21 protein-coding genes are annotated in these 18063 nt (G+C 68.9%); 13 read left to right on the top strand and 8 right to left on the bottom strand.

Features of this window, described 5'->3' with window-relative positions:
• The first annotated feature begins 18 nt into the window (after positions 1-18).
• The gene (gene ispG, locus DJ018_RS01275; protein ID WP_111512991.1) at positions 19-1164 is read left to right on the top strand and encodes a flavodoxin-dependent (E)-4-hydroxy-3-methylbut-2-enyl-diphosphate synthase; all 1146 of its coding nucleotides are present in this window, start codon (positions 19-21) and stop codon (positions 1162-1164) included.
• 80 nt (positions 1165-1244) lie between these two features.
• On the top strand, positions 1245-1538 hold the full coding sequence (locus DJ018_RS01280) for a hypothetical protein (RefSeq protein ID WP_111512992.1): 294 nt from the start codon (positions 1245-1247) through the stop codon (positions 1536-1538).
• A gap of 78 nt (positions 1539-1616) precedes the next feature.
• On the opposite strand, the gene DJ018_RS01285 is transcribed toward DJ018_RS01280, so the two are convergent.
• Positions 1617-1925, bottom strand: a complete 309-nt coding sequence (locus DJ018_RS01285; RefSeq protein ID WP_205853692.1) for a hypothetical protein — start codon at positions 1923-1925, stop codon at positions 1617-1619.
• 151 nt (positions 1926-2076) lie between these two features.
• Between DJ018_RS01285 and prfA the strand changes: the two genes are divergently transcribed.
• A complete protein-coding gene (prfA, locus tag DJ018_RS01290) occupies positions 2077-3153 on the top strand; it encodes a peptide chain release factor 1 (protein ID WP_111512993.1) in 1077 nt (358 codons plus the stop codon).
• Here prfA and DJ018_RS01295 read toward each other — a convergent pair.
• Together DJ018_RS01295 and DJ018_RS01300 are read right to left on the bottom strand one after the other, a co-directional pair.
• Positions 3150-3518 (bottom strand): YbaN family protein, encoded by a 369-nt coding sequence (locus DJ018_RS01295; RefSeq protein WP_111512994.1) that lies wholly within the window; start codon positions 3516-3518, stop codon positions 3150-3152. The two genes, prfA and DJ018_RS01295, sit on opposite strands and share 4 nt — an antisense overlap.
• Positions 3515-4744, bottom strand: coding sequence for a YihY/virulence factor BrkB family protein (locus DJ018_RS01300; RefSeq protein WP_240609425.1), 1230 nt, complete (start codon positions 4742-4744; stop codon positions 3515-3517). The genes DJ018_RS01295 and DJ018_RS01300 overlap by 4 nt, the downstream gene beginning before the upstream one ends.
• Before the next feature lie 93 nt (positions 4745-4837).
• Here DJ018_RS01300 and DJ018_RS01305 point away from each other — a divergent pair, with 93 nt between their 5' ends.
• The 3 genes from DJ018_RS01305 (at position 4838) to DJ018_RS01315 (ending at position 7796) form a co-directional block, all read left to right on the top strand.
• Positions 4838-5635 carry an MOSC domain-containing protein gene (locus DJ018_RS01305; protein ID WP_111512995.1) on the top strand — a complete coding sequence of 266 codons (798 nt, stop codon included), beginning with the start codon at positions 4838-4840 and terminating at the stop codon, positions 5633-5635.
• On the top strand, positions 5632-6501 hold the full coding sequence (gene prmC, locus DJ018_RS01310) for a peptide chain release factor N(5)-glutamine methyltransferase (protein ID WP_111512996.1): 870 nt from the start codon (positions 5632-5634) through the stop codon (positions 6499-6501). The genes DJ018_RS01305 and prmC overlap by 4 nt, the downstream gene beginning before the upstream one ends.
• Before the next feature lie 269 nt (positions 6502-6770).
• Entirely contained in the window at positions 6771-7796 is a 1026-nt protein-coding gene (locus DJ018_RS01315) for a DUF4167 domain-containing protein (protein WP_420849487.1), read from the top strand.
• 64 nt (positions 7797-7860) lie between these two features.
• Here the strand turns inward: DJ018_RS01315 and DJ018_RS01320 are convergent, their stop codons facing one another.
• On the bottom strand, positions 7861-9945 hold the full coding sequence (locus tag DJ018_RS01320; protein ID WP_111512998.1) for a TonB-dependent receptor: 2085 nt from the start codon (positions 9943-9945) through the stop codon (positions 7861-7863).
• 122 nt (positions 9946-10067) lie between these two features.
• Between DJ018_RS01320 and DJ018_RS01325 the strand changes: the two genes are divergently transcribed.
• Together DJ018_RS01325 and DJ018_RS01330 are read left to right on the top strand one after the other, a co-directional pair.
• The gene (locus tag DJ018_RS01325) at positions 10068-10550 is read left to right on the top strand and encodes a Fur family transcriptional regulator (RefSeq protein WP_111512999.1); all 483 of its coding nucleotides are present in this window, start codon (positions 10068-10070) and stop codon (positions 10548-10550) included.
• A 37-nt stretch (positions 10551-10587) separates the two neighbouring features.
• Complete coding sequence (locus DJ018_RS01330; protein WP_111513000.1) at positions 10588-11058, top strand: 5' nucleotidase, NT5C type; 471 nt, start codon at positions 10588-10590, stop codon at positions 11056-11058.
• 3 nt (positions 11059-11061) lie between these two features.
• Here the strand turns inward: DJ018_RS01330 and DJ018_RS01335 are convergent, their stop codons facing one another.
• Entirely contained in the window at positions 11062-11970 is a 909-nt protein-coding gene (locus tag DJ018_RS01335; RefSeq protein ID WP_165842764.1) for an RcnB family protein, read from the bottom strand.
• 132 nt (positions 11971-12102) lie between these two features.
• On the opposite strand from DJ018_RS01335, the gene DJ018_RS01340 reads away from it, so the two are divergent.
• The 4 genes from DJ018_RS01340 to DJ018_RS01355 all read left to right on the top strand — a co-directional run bounded on the left by DJ018_RS01340 (position 12103) and on the right by DJ018_RS01355 (position 14986).
• On the top strand, positions 12103-12645 hold the full coding sequence (locus DJ018_RS01340) for a DUF924 family protein (RefSeq protein ID WP_111513002.1): 543 nt from the start codon (positions 12103-12105) through the stop codon (positions 12643-12645).
• Positions 12646-12721: 76 nt separating this feature from the next.
• On the top strand, positions 12722-13564 hold the full coding sequence (locus DJ018_RS01345; protein WP_111513003.1) for a thymidylate synthase: 843 nt from the start codon (positions 12722-12724) through the stop codon (positions 13562-13564).
• A gap of 2 nt (positions 13565-13566) precedes the next feature.
• Complete coding sequence (locus tag DJ018_RS01350) at positions 13567-14436, top strand: 2-dehydropantoate 2-reductase (RefSeq protein ID WP_111513004.1); 870 nt, start codon at positions 13567-13569, stop codon at positions 14434-14436.
• Between the two features lie 31 nt (positions 14437-14467).
• Positions 14468-14986, top strand: coding sequence for a dihydrofolate reductase (locus DJ018_RS01355; RefSeq protein WP_111513005.1), 519 nt, complete (start codon positions 14468-14470; stop codon positions 14984-14986).
• Positions 14987-15251: 265 nt separating this feature from the next.
• Here DJ018_RS01355 and DJ018_RS01365 read toward each other — a convergent pair whose 3' ends face one another.
• Positions 15252-15542 (bottom strand): hypothetical protein, encoded by a 291-nt coding sequence (locus DJ018_RS01365; protein ID WP_111513007.1) that lies wholly within the window; start codon positions 15540-15542, stop codon positions 15252-15254.
• A 100-nt stretch (positions 15543-15642) separates the two neighbouring features.
• On the bottom strand, positions 15643-16338 hold the full coding sequence (locus tag DJ018_RS01370) for a J domain-containing protein (protein ID WP_111513008.1): 696 nt from the start codon (positions 16336-16338) through the stop codon (positions 15643-15645).
• 260 nt (positions 16339-16598) lie between these two features.
• Here DJ018_RS01370 and DJ018_RS01375 point away from each other — a divergent pair, with 260 nt between their 5' ends.
• Positions 16599-17177 (top strand): hypothetical protein, encoded by a 579-nt coding sequence (locus tag DJ018_RS01375; RefSeq protein ID WP_111513009.1) that lies wholly within the window; start codon positions 16599-16601, stop codon positions 17175-17177.
• A 4-nt stretch (positions 17178-17181) separates the two neighbouring features.
• Here DJ018_RS01375 and DJ018_RS01380 read toward each other — a convergent pair whose 3' ends face one another.
• Positions 17182-18021: an MBL fold metallo-hydrolase gene (locus DJ018_RS01380; protein WP_111513010.1), complete on the bottom strand. Its 840-nt coding sequence runs from the start codon at positions 18019-18021 to the stop codon at positions 17182-17184.
• Positions 18022-18063 lie beyond the last annotated feature (42 nt).

An 18063-nucleotide genomic window follows, 5' to 3' on the forward strand; every position in this document is an offset into this window, starting at 1 on the left:
GCCTATTTTCGGACCGGCATGAGCGCGCAAGACCACACCCACGTCCGCCCCTGGCGCATGATCCAGCGCCGGCCGTCCCGCAAAATCCGCGTGGGCTCCGTCGAAGTGGGCGGCGACGCGCCCATTTCGGTGCAATCGATGACCAACACGGTGACCGCCGATGCGGCCGCCACCATCGACCAGATCCGCCAGCTTGAAGAGGCCGGCGCCGACATCGTCCGCGTCTCCTGCCCGGACGAGGATTCCACCGCCGCCTTCCGCACCATCGCCAAGGCGGCGAAGGTCCCGCTCGTCGCCGACATTCACTTCCACTATCGCCGCGGCATCGAGGCGGCGGAGGCCGGCGCGGCCTGCCTGCGCATCAACCCAGGCAACATCGGCTCGCCCGACCGGGTGCGCGAAGTCATCAACGCCGCTCGTAACAACGGCTGCTCCATGCGCATCGGCGTCAACGCCGGCTCGCTCGAACGCGAACTGCTGGAGCGATATGGCGAGCCCTGCCCCGAAGCCATGGTCGAGAGCGCGCTGAACCACGCGCGCATCCTGCAGGACCACGATTTCCACGAGTTCAAGATCAGCGTGAAGGCCTCCGACCCGTTCCTGACGGTCGCCGCCTACCAGATGCTGGCCGACGCCATCGACTGCCCGCTGCACCTTGGCGTCACCGAAGCCGGCGCACTGCGCACCGGCACGGTGAAGTCGGCGATCGGCATGGGCAACCTGCTGTGGGCCGGCATCGGGGACACCATCCGCGTCAGCCTGGCCGCCGATCCGGTCGAAGAGATCAAGGTCGGGTTCGACATCCTGAAGTCGCTGGGCCTGCGCCACCGCGGCGTGAACATCATCGCCTGCCCCTCCTGCGCCCGTCAGGGCTTCAACGTCATCAAGACGGTGGAGACGCTGGAAGAGCGGCTGGCCCACATCTCCACCCCGCTCAGCCTGTCGATCATCGGCTGCGTGGTGAACGGACCGGGCGAGGCGCTGATGACCGACCTCGGATTTACCGGCGGCGGCAAGGGGTCGGGCATGATCTATGTGGCGGGCAAGCCTGACCACAAGCAGGACAACGAGGGCATGGTCGACCACATCGTCCAACTCGTCGAAGCCCGCGCCGCAGAGATCGAAGCCGCCAAGCTCGCCAGCCCGCTGGAAGCCGCGGAATAAGAAAAATGACGCCCCCGTCACTCTTGCGGGGGTCTTCCATCTGCGTTTAGGTGTCGCACCTCAGAAACACGGAGCGCCCCATGTCCGCCGACGGCAACTGGAAGATCACGATCAACACGCCCATGGGCCCGCAGGAAGTGAACGCGACGATCACCACCAGCGGCGACACCTTCACCGGCAAGACCGAAGGCCGCATGGGCACGCAGGAAATCAGCGGCAAGGTTGACGGCGACACCCTCACCTGGAGCGCCAACATCACCCAGCCGATGCCGATGCAGCTGGATTTCGTCGCCAAGGTCGAAGGCGACAAGATGAGCGGCACCGTGAAGCTCGGCTCCTTCGGCAACGCCCAGATGAACGGCCAGCGCGTCTAAGCGCGCCAGTCGCCGGAAAAAGCGTAAGGGCCTCCGCCGGCGACGGCGGAGGCCCTTTTCGTTCGACCAGCGTGCGCCTTAGCGGCTGACGGAGTCGGCCGCCGAGTTGGCTGCGTCGCCGACGCTTTCCGCAGCGTTGGAAGCGCTGTTCGCAACGCTCGACGCCGCGCTCGTCACCGCATCGGTGCGCATGGCGTCGTTGCGGCTCTGGCTCAGCAGGAAGAAGGCCACGATCGCGACAAGCGCCAGAACGGCGATGCCGATGATCACGCCGCCGACGCCCGAACCGCCGCGGTCGACATAGGTGGTGGTGCCCCCGCCATCGCGTTCGACCACCCGCTCGTTCGTCAGGCCGTCGCTACGCTCCGTCACTCGTTCGGTAGCCATATGTTAGTTCTCCTCGTAGGACCTGCGCCGTAACGGCCTCAACGGGTTGACGTTCCGAAGGTCACGATCAGCGTTCCGCGAGCGCACGCCGCTGTTTGGCATCCGGGCCGCGCGGCGCTAGAGAAGCTCCCCCAATTCAACCGAGGCAGACGTGCGACTTCCCCAGGCCAGGCTCGATCAGGTGCTCGACCGCTTCCGCGAGATCGAGGCGCGCATGTCGGCGGCCTCCGATGGCGCGGAAATCGTCAAGCTGTCCAAGGAACACGCCGAGCTGAAGCCGGTGGCCGATGCGGTGCACGCGCTCGAGCGGGTTCGCGCCGAAGGCCCCGAGCTGGAGGAGATGGCCGCGTCCGGCGACGCCGAAATGGCGGCCATGGCGCGCGACGAGCTGATCGCTCTCAAGGAACGCCTGCCGGAGCTGGAGCGCGAGGTCGCTCTGCTGCTCGCGCCCAAGGACCGGGACGAGAACGCCTCCGCTATTCTGGAAGTGCGCGCTGGCACCGGCGGCGACGAGGCCGCCCTGTTCGCCGGCGACCTGTTCCGCATGTACCAGCGCTATGCCCAGAACCGCGGGTGGAAGGTCGAGATCGACAGCGCCTCGGAAGGCGATGCAGGCGGCTACAAGGAAATCATCGCCTCAGTGACCGGCGACGGCGTGTTTGGCCGGCTGAAGTTCGAAAGCGGCGTGCACCGGGTGCAACGGGTGCCGGCCACCGAAGCGGGCGGACGGATCCACACCTCGGCCGCCACGGTCGCTGTGCTGCCCGAGCCCGAAGACGTCGAGATCGAGATTCGCGACCAGGACCTGCGCATCGACACCTACCGCTCGTCGGGCGCGGGCGGCCAGCACGTCAACAAGACCGACTCCGCCGTGCGCATCACCCACCTGCCCACCGGCATCGTGGTGACCTCGTCCGAGAAGTCGCAGCATCAGAACCGCGCCCGCGCCTACAAGGTGCTGCAGGCCCGTCTCTATGAGATGCAGCGCGAACAGCTGGACAGCGCCCGCGCGGAAAGCCGCAAAAGCCAGGTCGGTTCGGGCGACCGCTCCGAGCGCATCCGCACCTACAACTTCCCGCAAGGCCGGGTGACCGACCACCGCATCAACCTGACGGTCTACAACCTGCCCAAGGTGCTGGAAGGCGAAGCGCTGGACGACGTCATCAACCCGCTGATCGCCGAGGATCAGGCCGCCCGCCTCGCCGCCCTGGAAGACGAACTGGCCTAGTTCGGACGAGTCACGATCCAGCAGCCGACGGCCAGCAGGATCGCCCCTACCGCGCCCGTCAGGATCAGGTTGCGCGATCCGAACCAGACCACGCCGACGCTCACCGCCATCATCGAGACGGCGGCGATTTTCGCGCGGCGCGGAATAGCGTGGCGGGTTTCCCAGTCCACCAGCAGCGGTCCGTAGCGTGGGTGGCGACGCACGCGATCGGCCAGCTCCGGCGAGCCGCGGGCGAACGCCCAGACGGCGATCAGCAGGAAGACCGTGGTGGGCATCACCGGCAGCACCACGCCGATTGCGGCGAGGCCCAGCGCCGCGAAGCCGAGGGCGCGGTAGGCGAGGATCCGAACGGGCGGGCGGCTCACTGCGGCTTGCCGTCTTCAGGCCCCGGCTTGCGGCGCACACGGCCGCTCAGGTTTCCCGCCTGCCGGCGCGCCACGCCCCAAAGCTGGGCCGCTTCCTTGCGCACGCCGATGAACGGCAGACCCACGGTGTCGGCCATGGCGGCGCCCCGCTCGCCCATGGGCCGCGGGCCGCCGGTCGTGGAGTCCACCGCGGTCTGATGTTCGATCTCTGCGTTCAGCTCCGCCCCCAACAGCACCGCCATCACCGAGAACCAGATCCACATCATGAAGCCCATCACCGCCGCGAGCGAGCCGTAAGTCGCGTCGAAGTGGGCCACGTTGTTCACGTACCAGGAAAAGCCCAGCGAGCCACCGACCCAGATCAGGGCCGCGAAACAGGCGCCCCAGCGCACCCAGCGCCAGCGGGCTTTCCGGCGGGACGGTCCGAACCGGTACATCACCGAGAAGGCGAACACCGCCACGGCCAGCAGCAGCAGCCAGCGCAGTGGCACCAGCAGCGTCTCTCCGAGGCCGAAGAAGCGCAGCAGGATGGGCACGGCCACCAGGATCGCCGTCACCATGGCCATGAACACCAGCGCCGCGAAGGTGAAGGCGTAGGTCATCGCCCGCCGGACGAAGAAGTTGCGCTTCTCCGTTTCGTTGTAGGCGACGTTCAGGCCGTCGAAGAGCGTGCCCACCCCCGCGTTGGCGCTCCAGACCGACAGCAAGAGGCTCGTTAGGAAGGCGAGCGAAAGGCCGGTGCTTTGCGCTGTGGCCAAGCGCAGCATTTGCTCGCCCAGCAGGCTCAGGACTTGCGGCGGCACGAAGGCCGCCAGCTCGTTCAGCTGCTGCATCACCGTGCCGACGTCGGCGAACAGGCCATAGAGCGAGATAAAGGCCGCCATGGCCGGGAAGATCGCCAGAAGGGCGTAGAAGGTGATGCCGCCGGCGACCACCGGCAGTTTATCCCGGCCGATCTCCAGCCAGGTGCGCCACAGCACGTCCTTCCATCCCAGGTGCGGGATATGGCGGGGCGCATGCGCCATACGGCCGCGCCCAGGCTCGGTCTGCTCGAAGCTCTCCGGCGAGGCGACCAGCTGATGGCTCAGTCCAGGCTTGGGCTCGCGGCGCGCCTTCAGCCACAGCCCGCCGAACGTCGCCATACCCACCCAGGGCGCCAGCGCCAGCAGGGTGCGCGCCACGCCCCCTCGCCCGCGGGTTTCCACGTGGTCTTCCGTATTCGGCACGCGCCGCAGCTCCCTTGCAACCTTTGCCAGAACAGCGGGATGCGACGTCCGTTCCGCTTGTCCGCGTCGGCGCCCAGACGCTAGAGCGGCCCAATGATCGGTCAAATCGCAGCCATCCGCCGCCATCCCGTCAAAGGCTTCACGCCCGAAGCCCTGCAGCACGTGGACCTGGAGCCGGAGGTCGGCTTCCCCTTTGACCGCATCTGGGCCGTGGAGAACGGGCCGTCGGGCTTCGATCCGCAGGCCCCCGCCCACATCCCCAAGCAGAAGTTCACGGTGCTGATGAGCCTGCCGCGGGTGGCTGCCGCCCGCACTCGCTATGACGAGGCCACGCGCCTTCTGCACGCCGAAGCCGACGGGATGCCCGCCTTCTCCGGCGACATGGACCTTGAGGATGGCCGCGCCGCCTTCGCGGCCTGGGTGGCCGACCTGGTCGGAGAGGAGGATCTGCGCGGTCCCTTGCGGGTCTGCGAAGCGCCCTCGGCGCACCGCTTCACCGACCATCCCAAGGGCCAAGTGTCGCTGATCAACTTGGCCAGCGTCCGCGACCTCTCCAGGCGCCTAGGCGTCGAGCTCGACCCCATGCGGTTCCGCGCCAACGTCTATGTGGAAGGCTGGGAGCCCTGGATCGAAAACGACTGGACGGGCCAGCCGCTGATGCTGGGCGGGGTCGAGACCCAGGTGTTCAAGCCCACCATACGCTGCGCGGCCACCCACGTGAATCCGGCCACCGCGCAGCGGGATCTTGAGATCACCCGCGCCTTGTTCGAGAACTACGGCCACATGAACTGCGGCGTCTATCTGCAGGTCACCGCCGCCGGTCGCCTGGCCGTCGGCGACGCCTGCACGGGCCCGCAAGCCGTCTCCGCTCTCCAGGACGTCCAAGCATGAGCCTCAACCTCGTCCAGGCCTGGAAACAGGCTCGCCAGCGTCTGGAAGACGCGGGTCTCGCTGGCCCGGTGATCGACGCGCGCCTGCTGGTGGAGGCCGCCGCCGGCGCCAGCCGCGTGGACATCGTGAGCGATCCCTATCGCCCCCTCACCGACGAGCAGGCCAAGACTCTGGACGAGTACCTCGCCCGCCGCGAACGCCGCGAGCCGGTCAGCCACATCCTCGGTCGCAAGGGCTTCTGGAAGATCATGCTGTCGGTGACGCCCGACGTCCTGACGCCGCGGCCGGACACCGAGACGGTGGTCGAGTACGTGCTGCGCGACTTCCCCGAACACGCCGCCTGGTCGGTGCTGGACCTGGGCGTGGGCTCCGGCGCCATGCTGCTGGCTATCCTGGCCGACCGCCCTGCCGCCAAGGGCCTGGGGATCGACATCTCCGAGGACGCCCTGGCCGTGGCCCGGGAAAACGCCGCCAACCTGGGCCTCGGCGGCCGGGTCGCCTTGCTGCGCGGCGACTGGACCGCGGGCCTGGGCGATTCGACCTTCGACCTGGTGGTCTCCAACCCGCCCTACATCGCCGACGCGGTGATCGAGGAGCTCGAGCCTGAAGTGCGCGACCATGAGCCGCGTCTGGCGCTGTCCGGCGGCGCCGACGGCCTGGACGCCTACCGCATCCTCGCGCCCGAGATCCTGCGGGTGCTCAAGCCCGGCTGCCGGTTCGCCGTCGAGATCGGTCACGACCAGAAGGATGCGGTTGAAGCGCTGTTCCGGGCGGCGGGCGCCTTCAACGTCCAGACCGTCTTGGACCTGGGCAACCGTGACCGTGTGGTGACCGGTTTGAAAAACCCCTTGGAAACCGGGCACTGAGCCGCTACATCAAGTCACGTCTCCACCCAAAAACGCCGGCTTAGGCAGACCTCTCCCGAGGCTCTCCGCCCAGCCCGGCAGGCGCGACGCTTCTCAAAAAGGCTCTCGCTGGAAAGCTCCCGGGCGGACGACGGGGAACTTAGCGTCTTCAACAATTCAACCGGCCCTCGTGGGCCCGCTCCGCTGAAGGCCAGCGCGCCGCGACCTCGAAGCGAAGGTCCGCTCAGGGAAGAGCCAAACCGGTCACCGTCATGAGAGATTTCAAGGGTATGAAGCGTCAGCGCGGCCGCAATCGCGGCGGCGGTGGCGGCAGCGGCGGGGGCAAGCCGCAGCAGAACGCCAACCGGGCGTTCGACTCGAACGGCCCCGACGGCGTGAAGGTGCGCGGCAACGCGCAGCACGTCTTCGAGAAGTACCAGCAGCTGGCGCGCGACGCCTCCTCCGCCGGCGACCGCGTCCTGGCCGAGAACTATCTGCAACACGCCGAACACTATTTCCGCCTGCTGCGCGCTCTCCAGCCGCAGCGTCCGGCTTCCGAGATCCTCGGCCGCGACCAGTTCGCGTCCGGCTTCGACATCGACTTCGAAGACGAAGGCGCCCAGGCGCAGTCCGAAGCCGCCGATGAAGCCGCTGAGAGCGGTGAAGCCGAGGCTGGCGAGACCCGCGAGAACCGTTGGCAGGATCGTCCCCGCGAAGGCCGCGACCGCGACGACCGTCGTGACCGTGACGGCCGCGACCGCGATGGCCGCGACCGGGATCGGGGCGAACGCTTCGAAGGCCGCCGCGACCGCGACGATCGCCCGCGTGACCGTGACGAGAACCGCCGCGATCGCGACGACCGCCCGCGCGATCGTGACGAGAACCGCCGCGACCGTGACGACCGTCCCCGCGAGCGGGACGAGAACCGCGACCGGGACCGTGACAACCGCGAGGGCCGCGAAGGCGGCCGCCGTGAGCGCTGGCGTGACCGGGACCGCAACCGCGATGACCGCGATGGCCGTGGCGAACGCGGCGACCGCGAGGAGCGCCGCGAGCGCTCCGATCGCCAGGATCGCCCCGAGCGCGACCCCATGCCGGTGATCGAGCCGCAGGCCGAGCCCTTCGCCGCCGCTGAAGCGCCCATGCTGCGCGACGCCGAGGGCGGCGAGAGCCACGCCCCCGCCTTCCTCCAGGCCGCCACGCCGCGCGCCGATGGCGACGAGGGTCCGCCCCGCCGCACCCGCCGCCGCCGCGCCCCGCGCAGCTTCGAAGCCGACGAGGGCGCCCCGTCCTCCGGCGAGCCCGAAGAGGCCTAAAACAACAGAAAGCCCGCGGATCGCTCCGCGGGCTTTCGTCTTTCCGGGCCTGGGGGAAGCGGCCCTAGAAGCGGTAGGCCACCCCCATCCGGACGTTCCGCCCCGGCAGAGGCGCGATGTCCTTGAGGAACGAGGCGTGCTCGCGCGCCTCGACGTTGGTCAGGTTCCGGCCGTCCAGGAAGAGTCGCAGGTTTCGGTCCTTCAGCGGACGCAGGCTCAGGGAGGCGTTCAGCAGGGTGTAGCTGTCCGTCGGCAGCTCGAACTCGGCGACGCGGTCCTGATCCCCCACTTCGCGGACCTCCAGCTGACCGCCCCACCAGCCGCCTTCGAACACGGCGCGGCCGGTGACCGACCACGGGGGAATGCGGGCCGGCGGGCCAAGGTCGGTATCGCCGCGCACGATGTCGGCGCCGGCTTCCAGCCGGAAGCTACGCTCGCCCTCTTCCCACACGCGCCAGGAGCCTTCCGCCTCCGCGCCGTGGAAGGTCGCGTCGGTCTGCACATAACGGAAGATCGGCATGCCGCTCTCCTCGTCGTCCAGCCCGGTCGGCGAAAGGTCGATGAAGCCGTCATAGCGGACGCCGAACAGGTGCATGTCCAGTTCGAAAGGTCCCCGCTCGTAGTGCGCCGTCAGGTCCACCGAGTAGGAGACTTCCGCATCCAGGTCGGCCGACCCGATCTCGACGCTGCGCGTGGCGGCGTGGGCCCCGTTGGCGAACAGCTCTTCCTGGGCCGGCGCTCTGCTGGTTCGCGAGGCGCTGAGGCCCAGGAACCATCCCGCGCTCGGACGGATGAAGCCGCCCAGCGAGCCCGACACGTTGGTGAAGTCCCGATCGGCGACCACGCTCTCGAGCTTGCGCTGGTCGACCCGCAGGCCGCCCTCCACGCCCCAGCCTTCGCGGTCGAGCCGCTGCAGGGTGAACGCGCCCCACTCGGTCGTGCGGGTGGGCGGCACCAGCGCCTCCTCGCCCACGGCGTCGAAGTCGCGCTTCAGGGCCTGGAAGCCGACCGCCCCCTGCCAGCCGTTGCGCTCGCGCTGGACCAGCTCAAGCCGCCCTTCCCAACCTTCGGAGAAGAAGCGCGTGGCCGGCTCGCCCCCTTCCAGCTCCACGTGGGTGTAATCGGCGTAGCCGGCGCCCAGCCGCACCGCGCTGAACGGGCCCAGGTCCAGGTCGTGTTCGGCGCGCAGGTCGTAGCGGGTCTGCTCAAGCTTGATCGCCACCCCGTCCTCGCCGTGGAACTCCTCCTCGTGGTCATGATCGTGGTCGTGATCATGTTCGTGGTCGTGGCCCTCGTCCTCGTGCCCATGCTCGTGGCCGGGCACGCCATAGGTGGTCTCGGTGCGCTTCACCGACAGTCCGATGAAGCCACGCTCGCCCACGTAGGACAGGCCCGCCCCGTAGGACGACAGCTCCGTCGCCGTGTTCTCGACCGTGCTGTCCACGGGGCCAGGCCACTCTTCGCCGTCCGCCGCCAGCTGGCGCTTTGATTCCGGGAAGGTCGGGACCTTGTAGTCCTCGGTCTCGCGGCGCACGCCGTCGACGCTGACCACCCACGGCCCGGTCCCTGCCCGCAGGGCGCCGCTTACCGAGTGGCCGTCGTCCACGGAGGAGGCGCTGGCCAGCACCCGGCCCTCGACGCCGTTCACCCGGTGCATGGCGATCCGCTCGTCGATGACGTTCACGATGCCGCCGATGGCCGAGCCGCCATAGGCCAGGGCCGACGGTCCGCGCAGCACTTCGATCCGCTCGGCTTCCTGCGGATCGGTGGCCACGGCGTGGTCCGGCGACAGGGCGCTGGCGTCCACCTGGCCCAGGCCGTTGCTGAGCACCAGCACCCGCGGACCGGCCAGGCCGCGGATCACCGGCCGGCTGGCGCCAGGACCGAAGAAGGTGGAGCGCACGCCAGGCATGCCGCTCAGCACGTCGCCGAGCCCGCCGCTGGGCGCGAGGTCGAGTTCGTCACGGTCGACCACGTCGATGTTGGTCGTCGCCGAGTCCAGGGAAATGGCGAACGGCGCGGCGGTGACCACCACCTCCGAGACCGGGTGGCCGTCCTGTCCCACCGCGGCAGGTCCGCTCTGCGCGTAGACGGGCCCGGCGAGCAGGGCCGATGCGGCCACGGCGGAAAACAGCAGGTGACGGCTCATATCGCGTCCTCTCGGCCTTGAACTCGGCCCAAACGTTACAAAGTAACGCCTGTTATGAAATAACATAACGCGCCGTCAAGGCCCATTGCGGGCTGAGGCCGACCTGGGTTAGCTGGAACACCATGGGAGCTGAGTGCCACCACGAGGACGGGGCCCATCCTGGGCTCAAAGGCCAGGATCTGCGGCAGGCGCTTGGCCTGGCCGAGACCCGCTGCGCCGACCATCAGGAGCGCCTCACCCCGCCGCGCAAGCGCGTTCTGGAGCTTCTGCTCGGCGCCGACGGCCCGCTGAAGGCCTACGACCTGATCGCAGCCTATGGCGCGGAAGGGGAGCCGGCCAAGCCGCCCACCGTCTATCGCGCCCTGGAATTCCTGGAACGCCTGGGTTTTGCGCACCGGATCGAAAGCCTGAACGCCTATGTGCCCTGCCGGATCGCCGGCGAGAGCCACAGCGCGGCCTTCCTGATTTGCGACTGCTGCGGAGCGGCGGAGGAGTTCGAGCCCGACTTCGCCCCGCAATTCGCCGCCGCCGCCGCGCACGGCTACGAAGTGCGCAGTGTCACCCTCGAAGCGCGTGGCCGCTGCCCGGCTTGCCGGCACGACTGACGAACCGGCTCGCCCGCTGCCGCGTTAGCCCGGCCTGATGCGCAAACAGATCTATCTCGACTGCGACGGCGTGCTCGCCGACTTCGACAAGGGCGCCGAGAAGGTGCTGGGCCTGCCGCCCCGCGCCTTTGAGAAGCGCTTCGGCCCCGGGGCCTTCTGGAAGCGCCTCGCTGGCGCCGACGGCTTCTTCGAGAACCTTGAGCCGCTGCCGGACGCCTTCGTCCTGTTCGAGGCGGTGAAGGACAAGAGCCCCATCATCCTCACGGGCCTGCCGCGGGGCAATTGGGCCGAGCCGCAGAAGCGGCGCTGGGCCGAACGCCATTTCCCCGGCGTCCCGGTGATCACCACCATGGCCGCCCTGAAGCGGGAGCACTGCCATCCGGGCGACGTGCTGGTCGATGATCGCGACAAGCACCGCCACCTTTGGGAACAGGCGGGCGGCGTCTTCGTGCATCACAAGACCGCCGAGCGCTCGATCCAGGAGCTGGAGGCGCTCGGCTATCTCTAGTCCCTACCAGAAGACGTAGCGGACCACCTGCACGACCCGGCCGGTGAAGTCGTCCACCAGCAACACATCGGCGCCGACGCGCACCCAGCTGAACCCCGGCGGCGGCATCGGCAGGTCATAGGCCCACCAATCCATCAGCCGGTACTCGGGCGTGTACCAGCCGCGCGGCAGGGTCTCGCCAAAGCCCCAGCTGCGCACATAGAACCCGGACGGCGGCCGGTAGGCCGGAACCCGGTAGCGATAGGGGCTGCTGTAGATCCGCGGGTAGCGACGGGCGTCCCAGCGCGGGGCGTCGCGGCCGTCGCGCCGGAAGTAGCCAGAACGCGCGCCATCACGCCCGCCATCTCGCCGGCCGTCGTCACGCCAGCGCGGGTCTTCGCGGCGCCAGCCGGAGCGGTCGTCATCACGTCTTCGGTCATCACGCCGCTCGTCGCTTCGCCATGTCTCGCGGCCTTGCCGATCGCGGCCCTCGTCGCGCCGCACGTCAGGGCGCGCGTCCGGCCGCCAGCCTTCGGGCCGGTCACGCCGGACCCCGTGGTCGCCGCCCTGACGGTCCCGCTCCCAGCGCTGCCCGCCCCCATCGCGCGGGGTGTCGCGCGGGGTGTCGCGCCGGGCGTCACGTCCAGGGTCGCCACGACGCGCCTGCTCGCCTTGCCGTTCGCCGCCGCCCCAACGCTCGGAGCCGCCTTGCCGGGCAAAGCCGCCTTCGCCGCCCCGACGCCCCTCGCGAGCCTGGGGAGCCCGCGCCCCGTCCATGCCGGACTGGCGCGCTTCGCGTCGCTCCATCCGCTGCTCGCGGCGTTCCATGCGCTGCTCACGGTTGGCTTCACGGCCGCCGCGGTCCTGCGCCATCGCCGCCTCGCTGACGCCTGCCAGCAGCAGCAGGGTCAGCGCCATCGTCTTCATCTTCATCGTCATCGACCTTGCCAGCCGCAGTCCGCGGCCGCACGTCCCCTTGCTGCAAGACGTGCGCCCCTGCGGCTGAACCGTGCTTGAACAAGAACCGCCTTGCCCTCAATTGTGCCGCTGAAGCGGAGGGACGGAATGACGGCGCACCTGAACGATGTCCTGGGCTTCTGGCGCTCGGCCGGTCCCGCCAAGTGGTACGCCAAGGATGCGCGTTTCGACGAAGCGATCCGCCTGAAGTTCGAGCCTGTGCACCATGCCGCCGCCCGAGGCGAATACGACAGCTGGGCGCAAAGCCCGGCGGGCGCCCTGGCCCTGCTGATCCTGCTCGATCAGTTCCCGCGCAACCTCTACCGCGGCTCGGGCCATGCCTTCGCCACCGACCCGAAGGCGCGCGCCATCGCCCGCGCCGCCGTGGAATCCGGCTTCCACCTGCAGGTCGAGCGCGACTTCCAGCAGTTCTTCATCCTGCCCTTCGAGCATTCGGAGAACCTGGCCGACCAGGACTTCGCCCTGGCGCTCGCGACCGAGCTGGACGACCCGGAGATCGTGAAATGGGTCGTCATCCACCGCGACATCATCGCCCGCTTCGGCCGCTTCCCGCACCGCAACGCCTGTCTGGGCCGCGTCACGACGTCCGACGAGCAGACCTTTCTGGACGACGGCGGGTTCGCTGGGTGAAGTTCTGCGGCGCGCTCAGCGGCAGACTCGAGCGCCGAATCGTGGGGATTGAGCCGTTGGAATTGGGGAGCCGTCGATGAACGCGCACGTCGCCATCGCGCAGGAAAAAGCCGCCGCCGACCACCCGGAACGGCAGTACCTGAACCTGCTGCAGGACATCCTCGACAACGGCGCGCAGCGCGGCGACCGCACGGGCGTCGGCACGCTTGGCGTCTTCGGCCGGCAGATGCGCTTCGACCTCTCGAAGGGCTTCCCGCTGCTGACCACCAAGAAGCTCCACCGCAAGTCCATCATTCTCGAGCTGCTGTGGTTCCTGCGCGGCGACACCAACGTGCGCTGGCTGCAGGAGCGCGGCGTGTCCATCTGGGACGAGTGGGCGGACGAGAGCGGCGAACTCGGCCCTGTTTACGGGAAGCAGTGGCGGTCGTGGACCGCGCCGGACGGCCGTGTGATCGACCAGATCTCCAATCTGGTTCACGGGCTGAAGACCAATCCGAACGGCCGCCGCCACATCGTCTCGGCCTGGAATCCGGCCGACGTGGACGACATGGCCCTGCCGCCCTGCCATTGCCTATTCCAGTTCTTCGTCGCCGACGGAAAGCTGTCCTGCCAGCTGTATCAGCGCTCGGCCGACGTCTTCCTCGGCGTGCCGTTCAACATCGCCTCCTACGCTCTCCTGACCCTGATGATGGCCAAGGTCGTGGGGCTGCAGCCCGGCGAGTTCGTGCACACGCTGGGCGATGCGCACCTCTATCTGAACCACCTCGATCAGGCGAAAGAGCAGCTCGGGCGCGAGCCCCTCACCCTCCCGGTGATGCAGATCGCCGACAAGGACGACCTGTTCGCCTTTGAGTTCGAGGACTTCAAGCTGCAGGGCTATCAGGCCCACCCGTCGATCTCCGCACCCATCGCGGTCTGAGCATGGCCGCCGTCGCGGTCATCGGCCCGGGCGCGATCGGCGGCACGCTGGCCGCCTGGCTCATGCAGTCGGGCCACCAGGTGACGCTCTGCGTGCGCACGCCGCTCGATCGGCTGGAGATCGACACGCCCAGAGGTCCGCTGTCGGCTACGCCGGTGATCCTGACCGATCCTGCCGTAGCTACGGCGGTGGATTGGGTGCTCGCCACCACTAAGACTTACGACGTGGCGGCGGCCGCCAACTGGCTCGGCGGGCTCGTGGGGCCAGCGACCCGCGTGGCCGTGATCCAGAATGGCGTCGAGCATCTCGAGCGCTTCGCGCCCTACCTCGCAGCCGACAAGCTGCTGCCGGTGATCATCGACCTGCCGGCCGAACGTCTCGCCCCCGGGCGCATCCACCAGCGGCGTGACGGAACCATGCTGGTCCCCGAAGGCGCGGCCGGCGCGGATTTCGCGGCCCTGTTCGCCGGCACCCCGATCGTCACCTCCACCACGGACGAATTCACCACCGCCGCCTGGCGCAAGCTGTGTCTTAATTGCGCGGGCGCCGTGTCGGCCCTCGTGCTGCAGCCCGGCGGGGTGGCCCGGCGGGACGACGTGGCAGAGCTGATGCGCGGGCTGGTGGCCGAATGCGTGGCCGTCGGCCGGGCCGAAGGCGCCCAGCTTTCCCTCGACCTGCCGGACGCCATCGTCGAGGGTTACCGCACGGCGCCGGCGGATTCCGTCAACTCCATGCACGCCGATCGCCTGGCCGGCCGCCCAATGGAGATCGACGCCCGCAATGGCGTCATCGTCCGGCGCGGCGCCCGGCACGGCATCCCGACGCCCCTGAACCAGCTCATGGTCACCTTGCTGGAAGCCGCCCAGGGCTGACGGCGAGGCGCCCGCCCGCTAGAACGGCGTCATGTCCCAAGTCATCCTTTCGGCAGGCCCCATCGCCCGCGCCCGCAACGGCGTCATCGGCAGGGACGGCGCCCTGCCCTGGCGCCTAAGATCCGACCTGGCCATCTTTCGCGCGGTGACCATGGGCAAGCCGGTGATCATGGGCCGCAAGACCTGGGAAAGCCTGCCCAAGAAGCCGCTGGTGGGGCGCACCAACATCGTCCTCACCAAGGATGGCTCGTTCGAGGCGTCCGGGGCCGTGGTGTGCGAGGACTTCTCCGAGGCCGTGCAGATCGCCCGCGAACAGGCGGACGAGGATGGCCGGGACGAAGTCTGCGTCATCGGCGGCGCTTCGCTCTTCGAACTCGCCCTGCCCCGCGCGCGCCGCCTTTACCTGACCGATGTGGACGCGGAGGTGGAGGGCGACGTGTCTCTCTCGCCCATCGACGAGTCCCGCTGGCGGGAAGTTCGCGCCGAACGCCACGAGGCGTCGGATAGCGACGACTATGCCTTCACCTTCCGGGTGCTCGAGCGACTCTGAGCCGTGGCGGCCGCGCTGAACGCGTGGCAAGCTCGACGCGCTGGAGGGACGCCATGGACAGGCTTTCGCTCGTCTTGGTGGTCGGCGCCGGGCTCGCGCTGCTTCTTGTGCTCGGCGGTTTGGTGATCCGGCGGTTCAGCCGGAATGCGCCTCAACGCGCTCAGGAAAACAGCGACTGCGGAACAGGCGCAGTCCTGATGGTAGCGACATTTGGGTCCGACGCTGGCGGCGCCTCGTGCGACGCTGGCTCAGGCGGTGGGTGCGACTAGCGGCGTTCGTTCCAGCCGTAGGCCACCCAGTGATGCCCGCCCAGGTGCCGCGCTTCGATGACATCGCTGCGGCGATGGCGGGCGCGCGCCGTGCGGCGGGCGCGAAGGGCCAGGCCCGAGAACGCCAGAAGGGCGCTGGTCATCACCGCGATCACGGCCACGGTCGCGGCGAAGAACACCGCGAGCACCGCGCCCACGATGACCGCGGCGGCGGCCGCGAGCGTCCCGCCGATGGCGGCGATGCTGCGCAGAGCGGGTCCGTGCCGGACGGCGAAGTCTTTCACCATGCGTCCCTCTTCGCCCAATGGGCTGGGCTTAAACGAATTATGTCGGCCCGGAGGTTCCGAACGTCAACCTGTCTCGCCTCAGAGGGGCGCCCAGGGACCATTATGCCACGCTTGCCAGGGCCAGGGCCCGGCGCTCGCGCATCACCGCATCGAAGGCGGCGTTGATGGTGGCCGCCTTCGCCTCGGCCACCTCGATGAACTCGCTGGGCAGGCCGCGGCCGCGCGCCCGGTCCGGGTGCGCTTCCGAGAGCTGCGCCTTCCACGCACGACGGATCTCCTCGTCCGAAGCGTCGTGGCGCACGCCCAGCACCTCGTAGGGATCGTCCTTGTCGGCGCCCAGGTGCGTGGCCTTCAGTCGCCGGAACACCAGCGGCCCCAGACCGAACAGCTCGCAGACCCGCTCCAAATAGGCCAGCTCGTCGGCTGTCACCACGCCGTCGGACGTCGCCACATAGAACAGGCCGTCCAGCACGTCCTCGAGGATCTGCGGGCAGTGCCGATAGCGCTTGGCCAGCCGCCGGGCATAGCTTTCGAACCCGCGCGTGGTCTGCCGCGCCAGTTGGTAGAGCCTGCGGATGTTGCCGGAACTGGCCGGCTCAGGTTGGAAAACGCCGGCGAAGGCTTCGTATTCGTCGGCGTGCGCGTTGCCATCCGCCTTGGCCAGCTTGGCTCCCAGGGCGGTGACGGCCGTGGAGAACGCGGGATCTTCCCCGGGCAGGGCCGATGGGCAGTCGTCACATTCCGCTTCGTCGAGGTTGCGGACGGCGAGGCCGGCTATTTTTCGCCAGAAGCTCATCTTCAGTAACTGAAAGCCTTAGGACTGTGGCCTGGGCGTGACAACTCCAGTCTGACCCGGGAGGCATTAAGTTTTGGAAAGGGCTGGAAGTTGCTCGCCGCCTCAACAACGGCGCCTTGTCCAGGTTCCTGCCAGTTTGCCCCGGGTGCCCCGCCCCGCTAGAAGTTCGCCAAGCCGTTGAGATCGAAACCCCGAGGGACGGCGGGTTCGATCGGCGCACTCGTGCGTTACAAGCTGAGCTTTACGAGGTTTTCGTCCGTATGATTTCGCTTCTCGCCGCCCTGGCCCTGTTCTCCGCTCAGGCCCCTGCCGCCGCAGATCCTTCCGTCGCTGCGCCGCCGGCCAGCGCGTCCAATCCCGACTATCCGGCTGGCGCGCCGACCGAGCCCTACCAGTTCGTCAGCTGGTGCTACGGCATGCTGCGCGGCTACGTGGATCGCCGCGACGAGGTCTGGCCGGAAGTCCGCCGCATCGAGTCCACCTACCGCAAGCCCGGCTCCAACCTGGCCGAGGACCTCAAGGTCTACGACAACCAGCTGGCCCAAGCTCAGAAGGACCTGGTGCTGTTCCAGCGCGCCATGACGGCCGCGGAAAAGGCCAGCCTGCGCCCGATCAACACCCTGGGCGCCCGCGCGCTGCGCAAGGGCATGAACCAGTGGAGCTTCGGCGAGAACATTCCCGCCGCCCAGCGCGCTCAGGCCTGGATGGGCTGGACCCTGCCGGCCATGTGCCAGACCCAAGCCGCCGAGCTCGAAAAGCGCGCCGTGCTGATGGGCGCGAGCTTCCAGGTCAACGCCGACCCGGTCACCGCTGAGGCGCCCGCGTCGGCTACGCCGTAAACACCTAGAGGAGGCGGCCCGCCGCGGCCGCCTCGTACTCGACCACATCGTGGGCGCAGATCATCCGCACCCCCGCCGAGCCATCCAGCGACAGCTCCCGCAGCCGCTGCTGGTTGTGCAGGCGTGAGGCCCGGTCCACCTCCATCATGTTTTGGTAGAACCGCAGGCCCGGGGTGCAGCGCCGGTCCGGCCGCCGCACCTCGTCGCGATAGAAGTAGGCGTCGCCGGCATGCAGCAGCCAGCCCGTGCCCGTCTGCACCGCCACGCCTGCGTGCCCCTGCGTGTGCCCCTTGAGGGGGATCAGCAGGATCTCTGGCGGCAGGCCTTCCAGCTGCCGCACCGCCGAGAAGCCGAACCAGGGCTCGCCCTGCGGCTCATAGGTGCGCCAGCTGTGCACCTCGTCGATCTGCATCGGCCGGTAGCGGTTGGTCATCACGAAGCCCTGCCGGTCCTTCCGGAACGAGGTCATCTCCGCGCCCATCAGGTGCACGGTGGCTTCCGGGAAGTCCTCCAGCCCGCCGGCGTGGTCGAAATCCAGGTGGGTCAGAACGATGTGCCGCACGTCCCGCGCCGAAAAGCCCAGCCGCTCGATCTGGCGGATCGCCGTCTCCTCCTCGCGCAGCCGGATGTTGAGCATGGCGGCGAACGGCTTGGGGATGCGCCCCTCGAACGGCCGCTTCACGTCCTTCAGCCCATAGCCGGTGTCCACCAGCACCAGGCCCGTGTCGGTCTCGATCAGCAGGCAGTGGCAGACCAGGTGGCCCAGCGCCCCCTTGCTGCGCCCGTCGAAGAAGGCGCCTCCGAACGGACAGTCGGTCCCGCAGTTCAGGTGGTGCACCCGCATGGCGTTCTCCCCATCAGCCGGGGCTTAACCGCAGCGCGCCTT

Source organism: Phenylobacterium deserti (assembly GCF_003254705.1).
Lineage (GTDB): Bacteria > Pseudomonadota > Alphaproteobacteria > Caulobacterales > Caulobacteraceae > Phenylobacterium > Phenylobacterium deserti.

Excerpts from the sequence above, each read along its gene's own strand:
- DJ018_RS01355 (WP_111513005.1), top strand. The coding sequence starts at position 14,468 with ATGTCCCAAGTCATCCTTTCGGCAGGCCCCATCGCCCGCGCCCGCAAC.
- DJ018_RS01280 (WP_111512992.1), top strand. The coding sequence starts at position 1,245 with ATGTCCGCCGACGGCAACTGGAAGATCACGATCAACACGCCCATGGGC.
- prmC (WP_111512996.1), top strand. The coding sequence starts at position 5,632 with ATGAGCCTCAACCTCGTCCAGGCCTGGAAACAGGCTCGCCAGCGTCTG.
- DJ018_RS01325 (WP_111512999.1), top strand. The coding sequence starts at position 10,068 with ATGGGAGCTGAGTGCCACCACGAGGACGGGGCCCATCCTGGGCTCAAA.
- DJ018_RS01345 (WP_111513003.1), top strand. The coding sequence starts at position 12,722 with ATGAACGCGCACGTCGCCATCGCGCAGGAAAAAGCCGCCGCCGACCAC.
- DJ018_RS01350 (WP_111513004.1), top strand. The coding sequence starts at position 13,567 with ATGGCCGCCGTCGCGGTCATCGGCCCGGGCGCGATCGGCGGCACGCTG.
- DJ018_RS01370 (WP_111513008.1), bottom strand. The coding sequence starts at position 16,338 with ATGAGCTTCTGGCGAAAAATAGCCGGCCTCGCCGTCCGCAACCTCGAC.
- DJ018_RS01380 (WP_111513010.1), bottom strand. The coding sequence starts at position 18,021 with ATGCGGGTGCACCACCTGAACTGCGGGACCGACTGTCCGTTCGGAGGC.
- DJ018_RS01330 (WP_111513000.1), top strand. The coding sequence starts at position 10,588 with ATGCGCAAACAGATCTATCTCGACTGCGACGGCGTGCTCGCCGACTTC.
- DJ018_RS01335 (WP_165842764.1), bottom strand. The coding sequence starts at position 11,970 with ATGAAGATGAAGACGATGGCGCTGACCCTGCTGCTGCTGGCAGGCGTC.
- DJ018_RS01320 (WP_111512998.1), bottom strand. The coding sequence starts at position 9,945 with ATGAGCCGTCACCTGCTGTTTTCCGCCGTGGCCGCATCGGCCCTGCTC.
- DJ018_RS01305 (WP_111512995.1), top strand. The coding sequence starts at position 4,838 with ATGATCGGTCAAATCGCAGCCATCCGCCGCCATCCCGTCAAAGGCTTC.
- ispG (WP_111512991.1), top strand. The coding sequence starts at position 19 with ATGAGCGCGCAAGACCACACCCACGTCCGCCCCTGGCGCATGATCCAG.
- DJ018_RS01340 (WP_111513002.1), top strand. The coding sequence starts at position 12,103 with ATGACGGCGCACCTGAACGATGTCCTGGGCTTCTGGCGCTCGGCCGGT.
- DJ018_RS01315 (WP_420849487.1), top strand. The coding sequence starts at position 6,771 with ATGAAGCGTCAGCGCGGCCGCAATCGCGGCGGCGGTGGCGGCAGCGGC.
- DJ018_RS01375 (WP_111513009.1), top strand. The coding sequence starts at position 16,599 with ATGATTTCGCTTCTCGCCGCCCTGGCCCTGTTCTCCGCTCAGGCCCCT.
- DJ018_RS01365 (WP_111513007.1), bottom strand. The coding sequence starts at position 15,542 with ATGGTGAAAGACTTCGCCGTCCGGCACGGACCCGCTCTGCGCAGCATC.
- DJ018_RS01285 (WP_205853692.1), bottom strand. The coding sequence starts at position 1,925 with ATGGCTACCGAACGAGTGACGGAGCGTAGCGACGGCCTGACGAACGAG.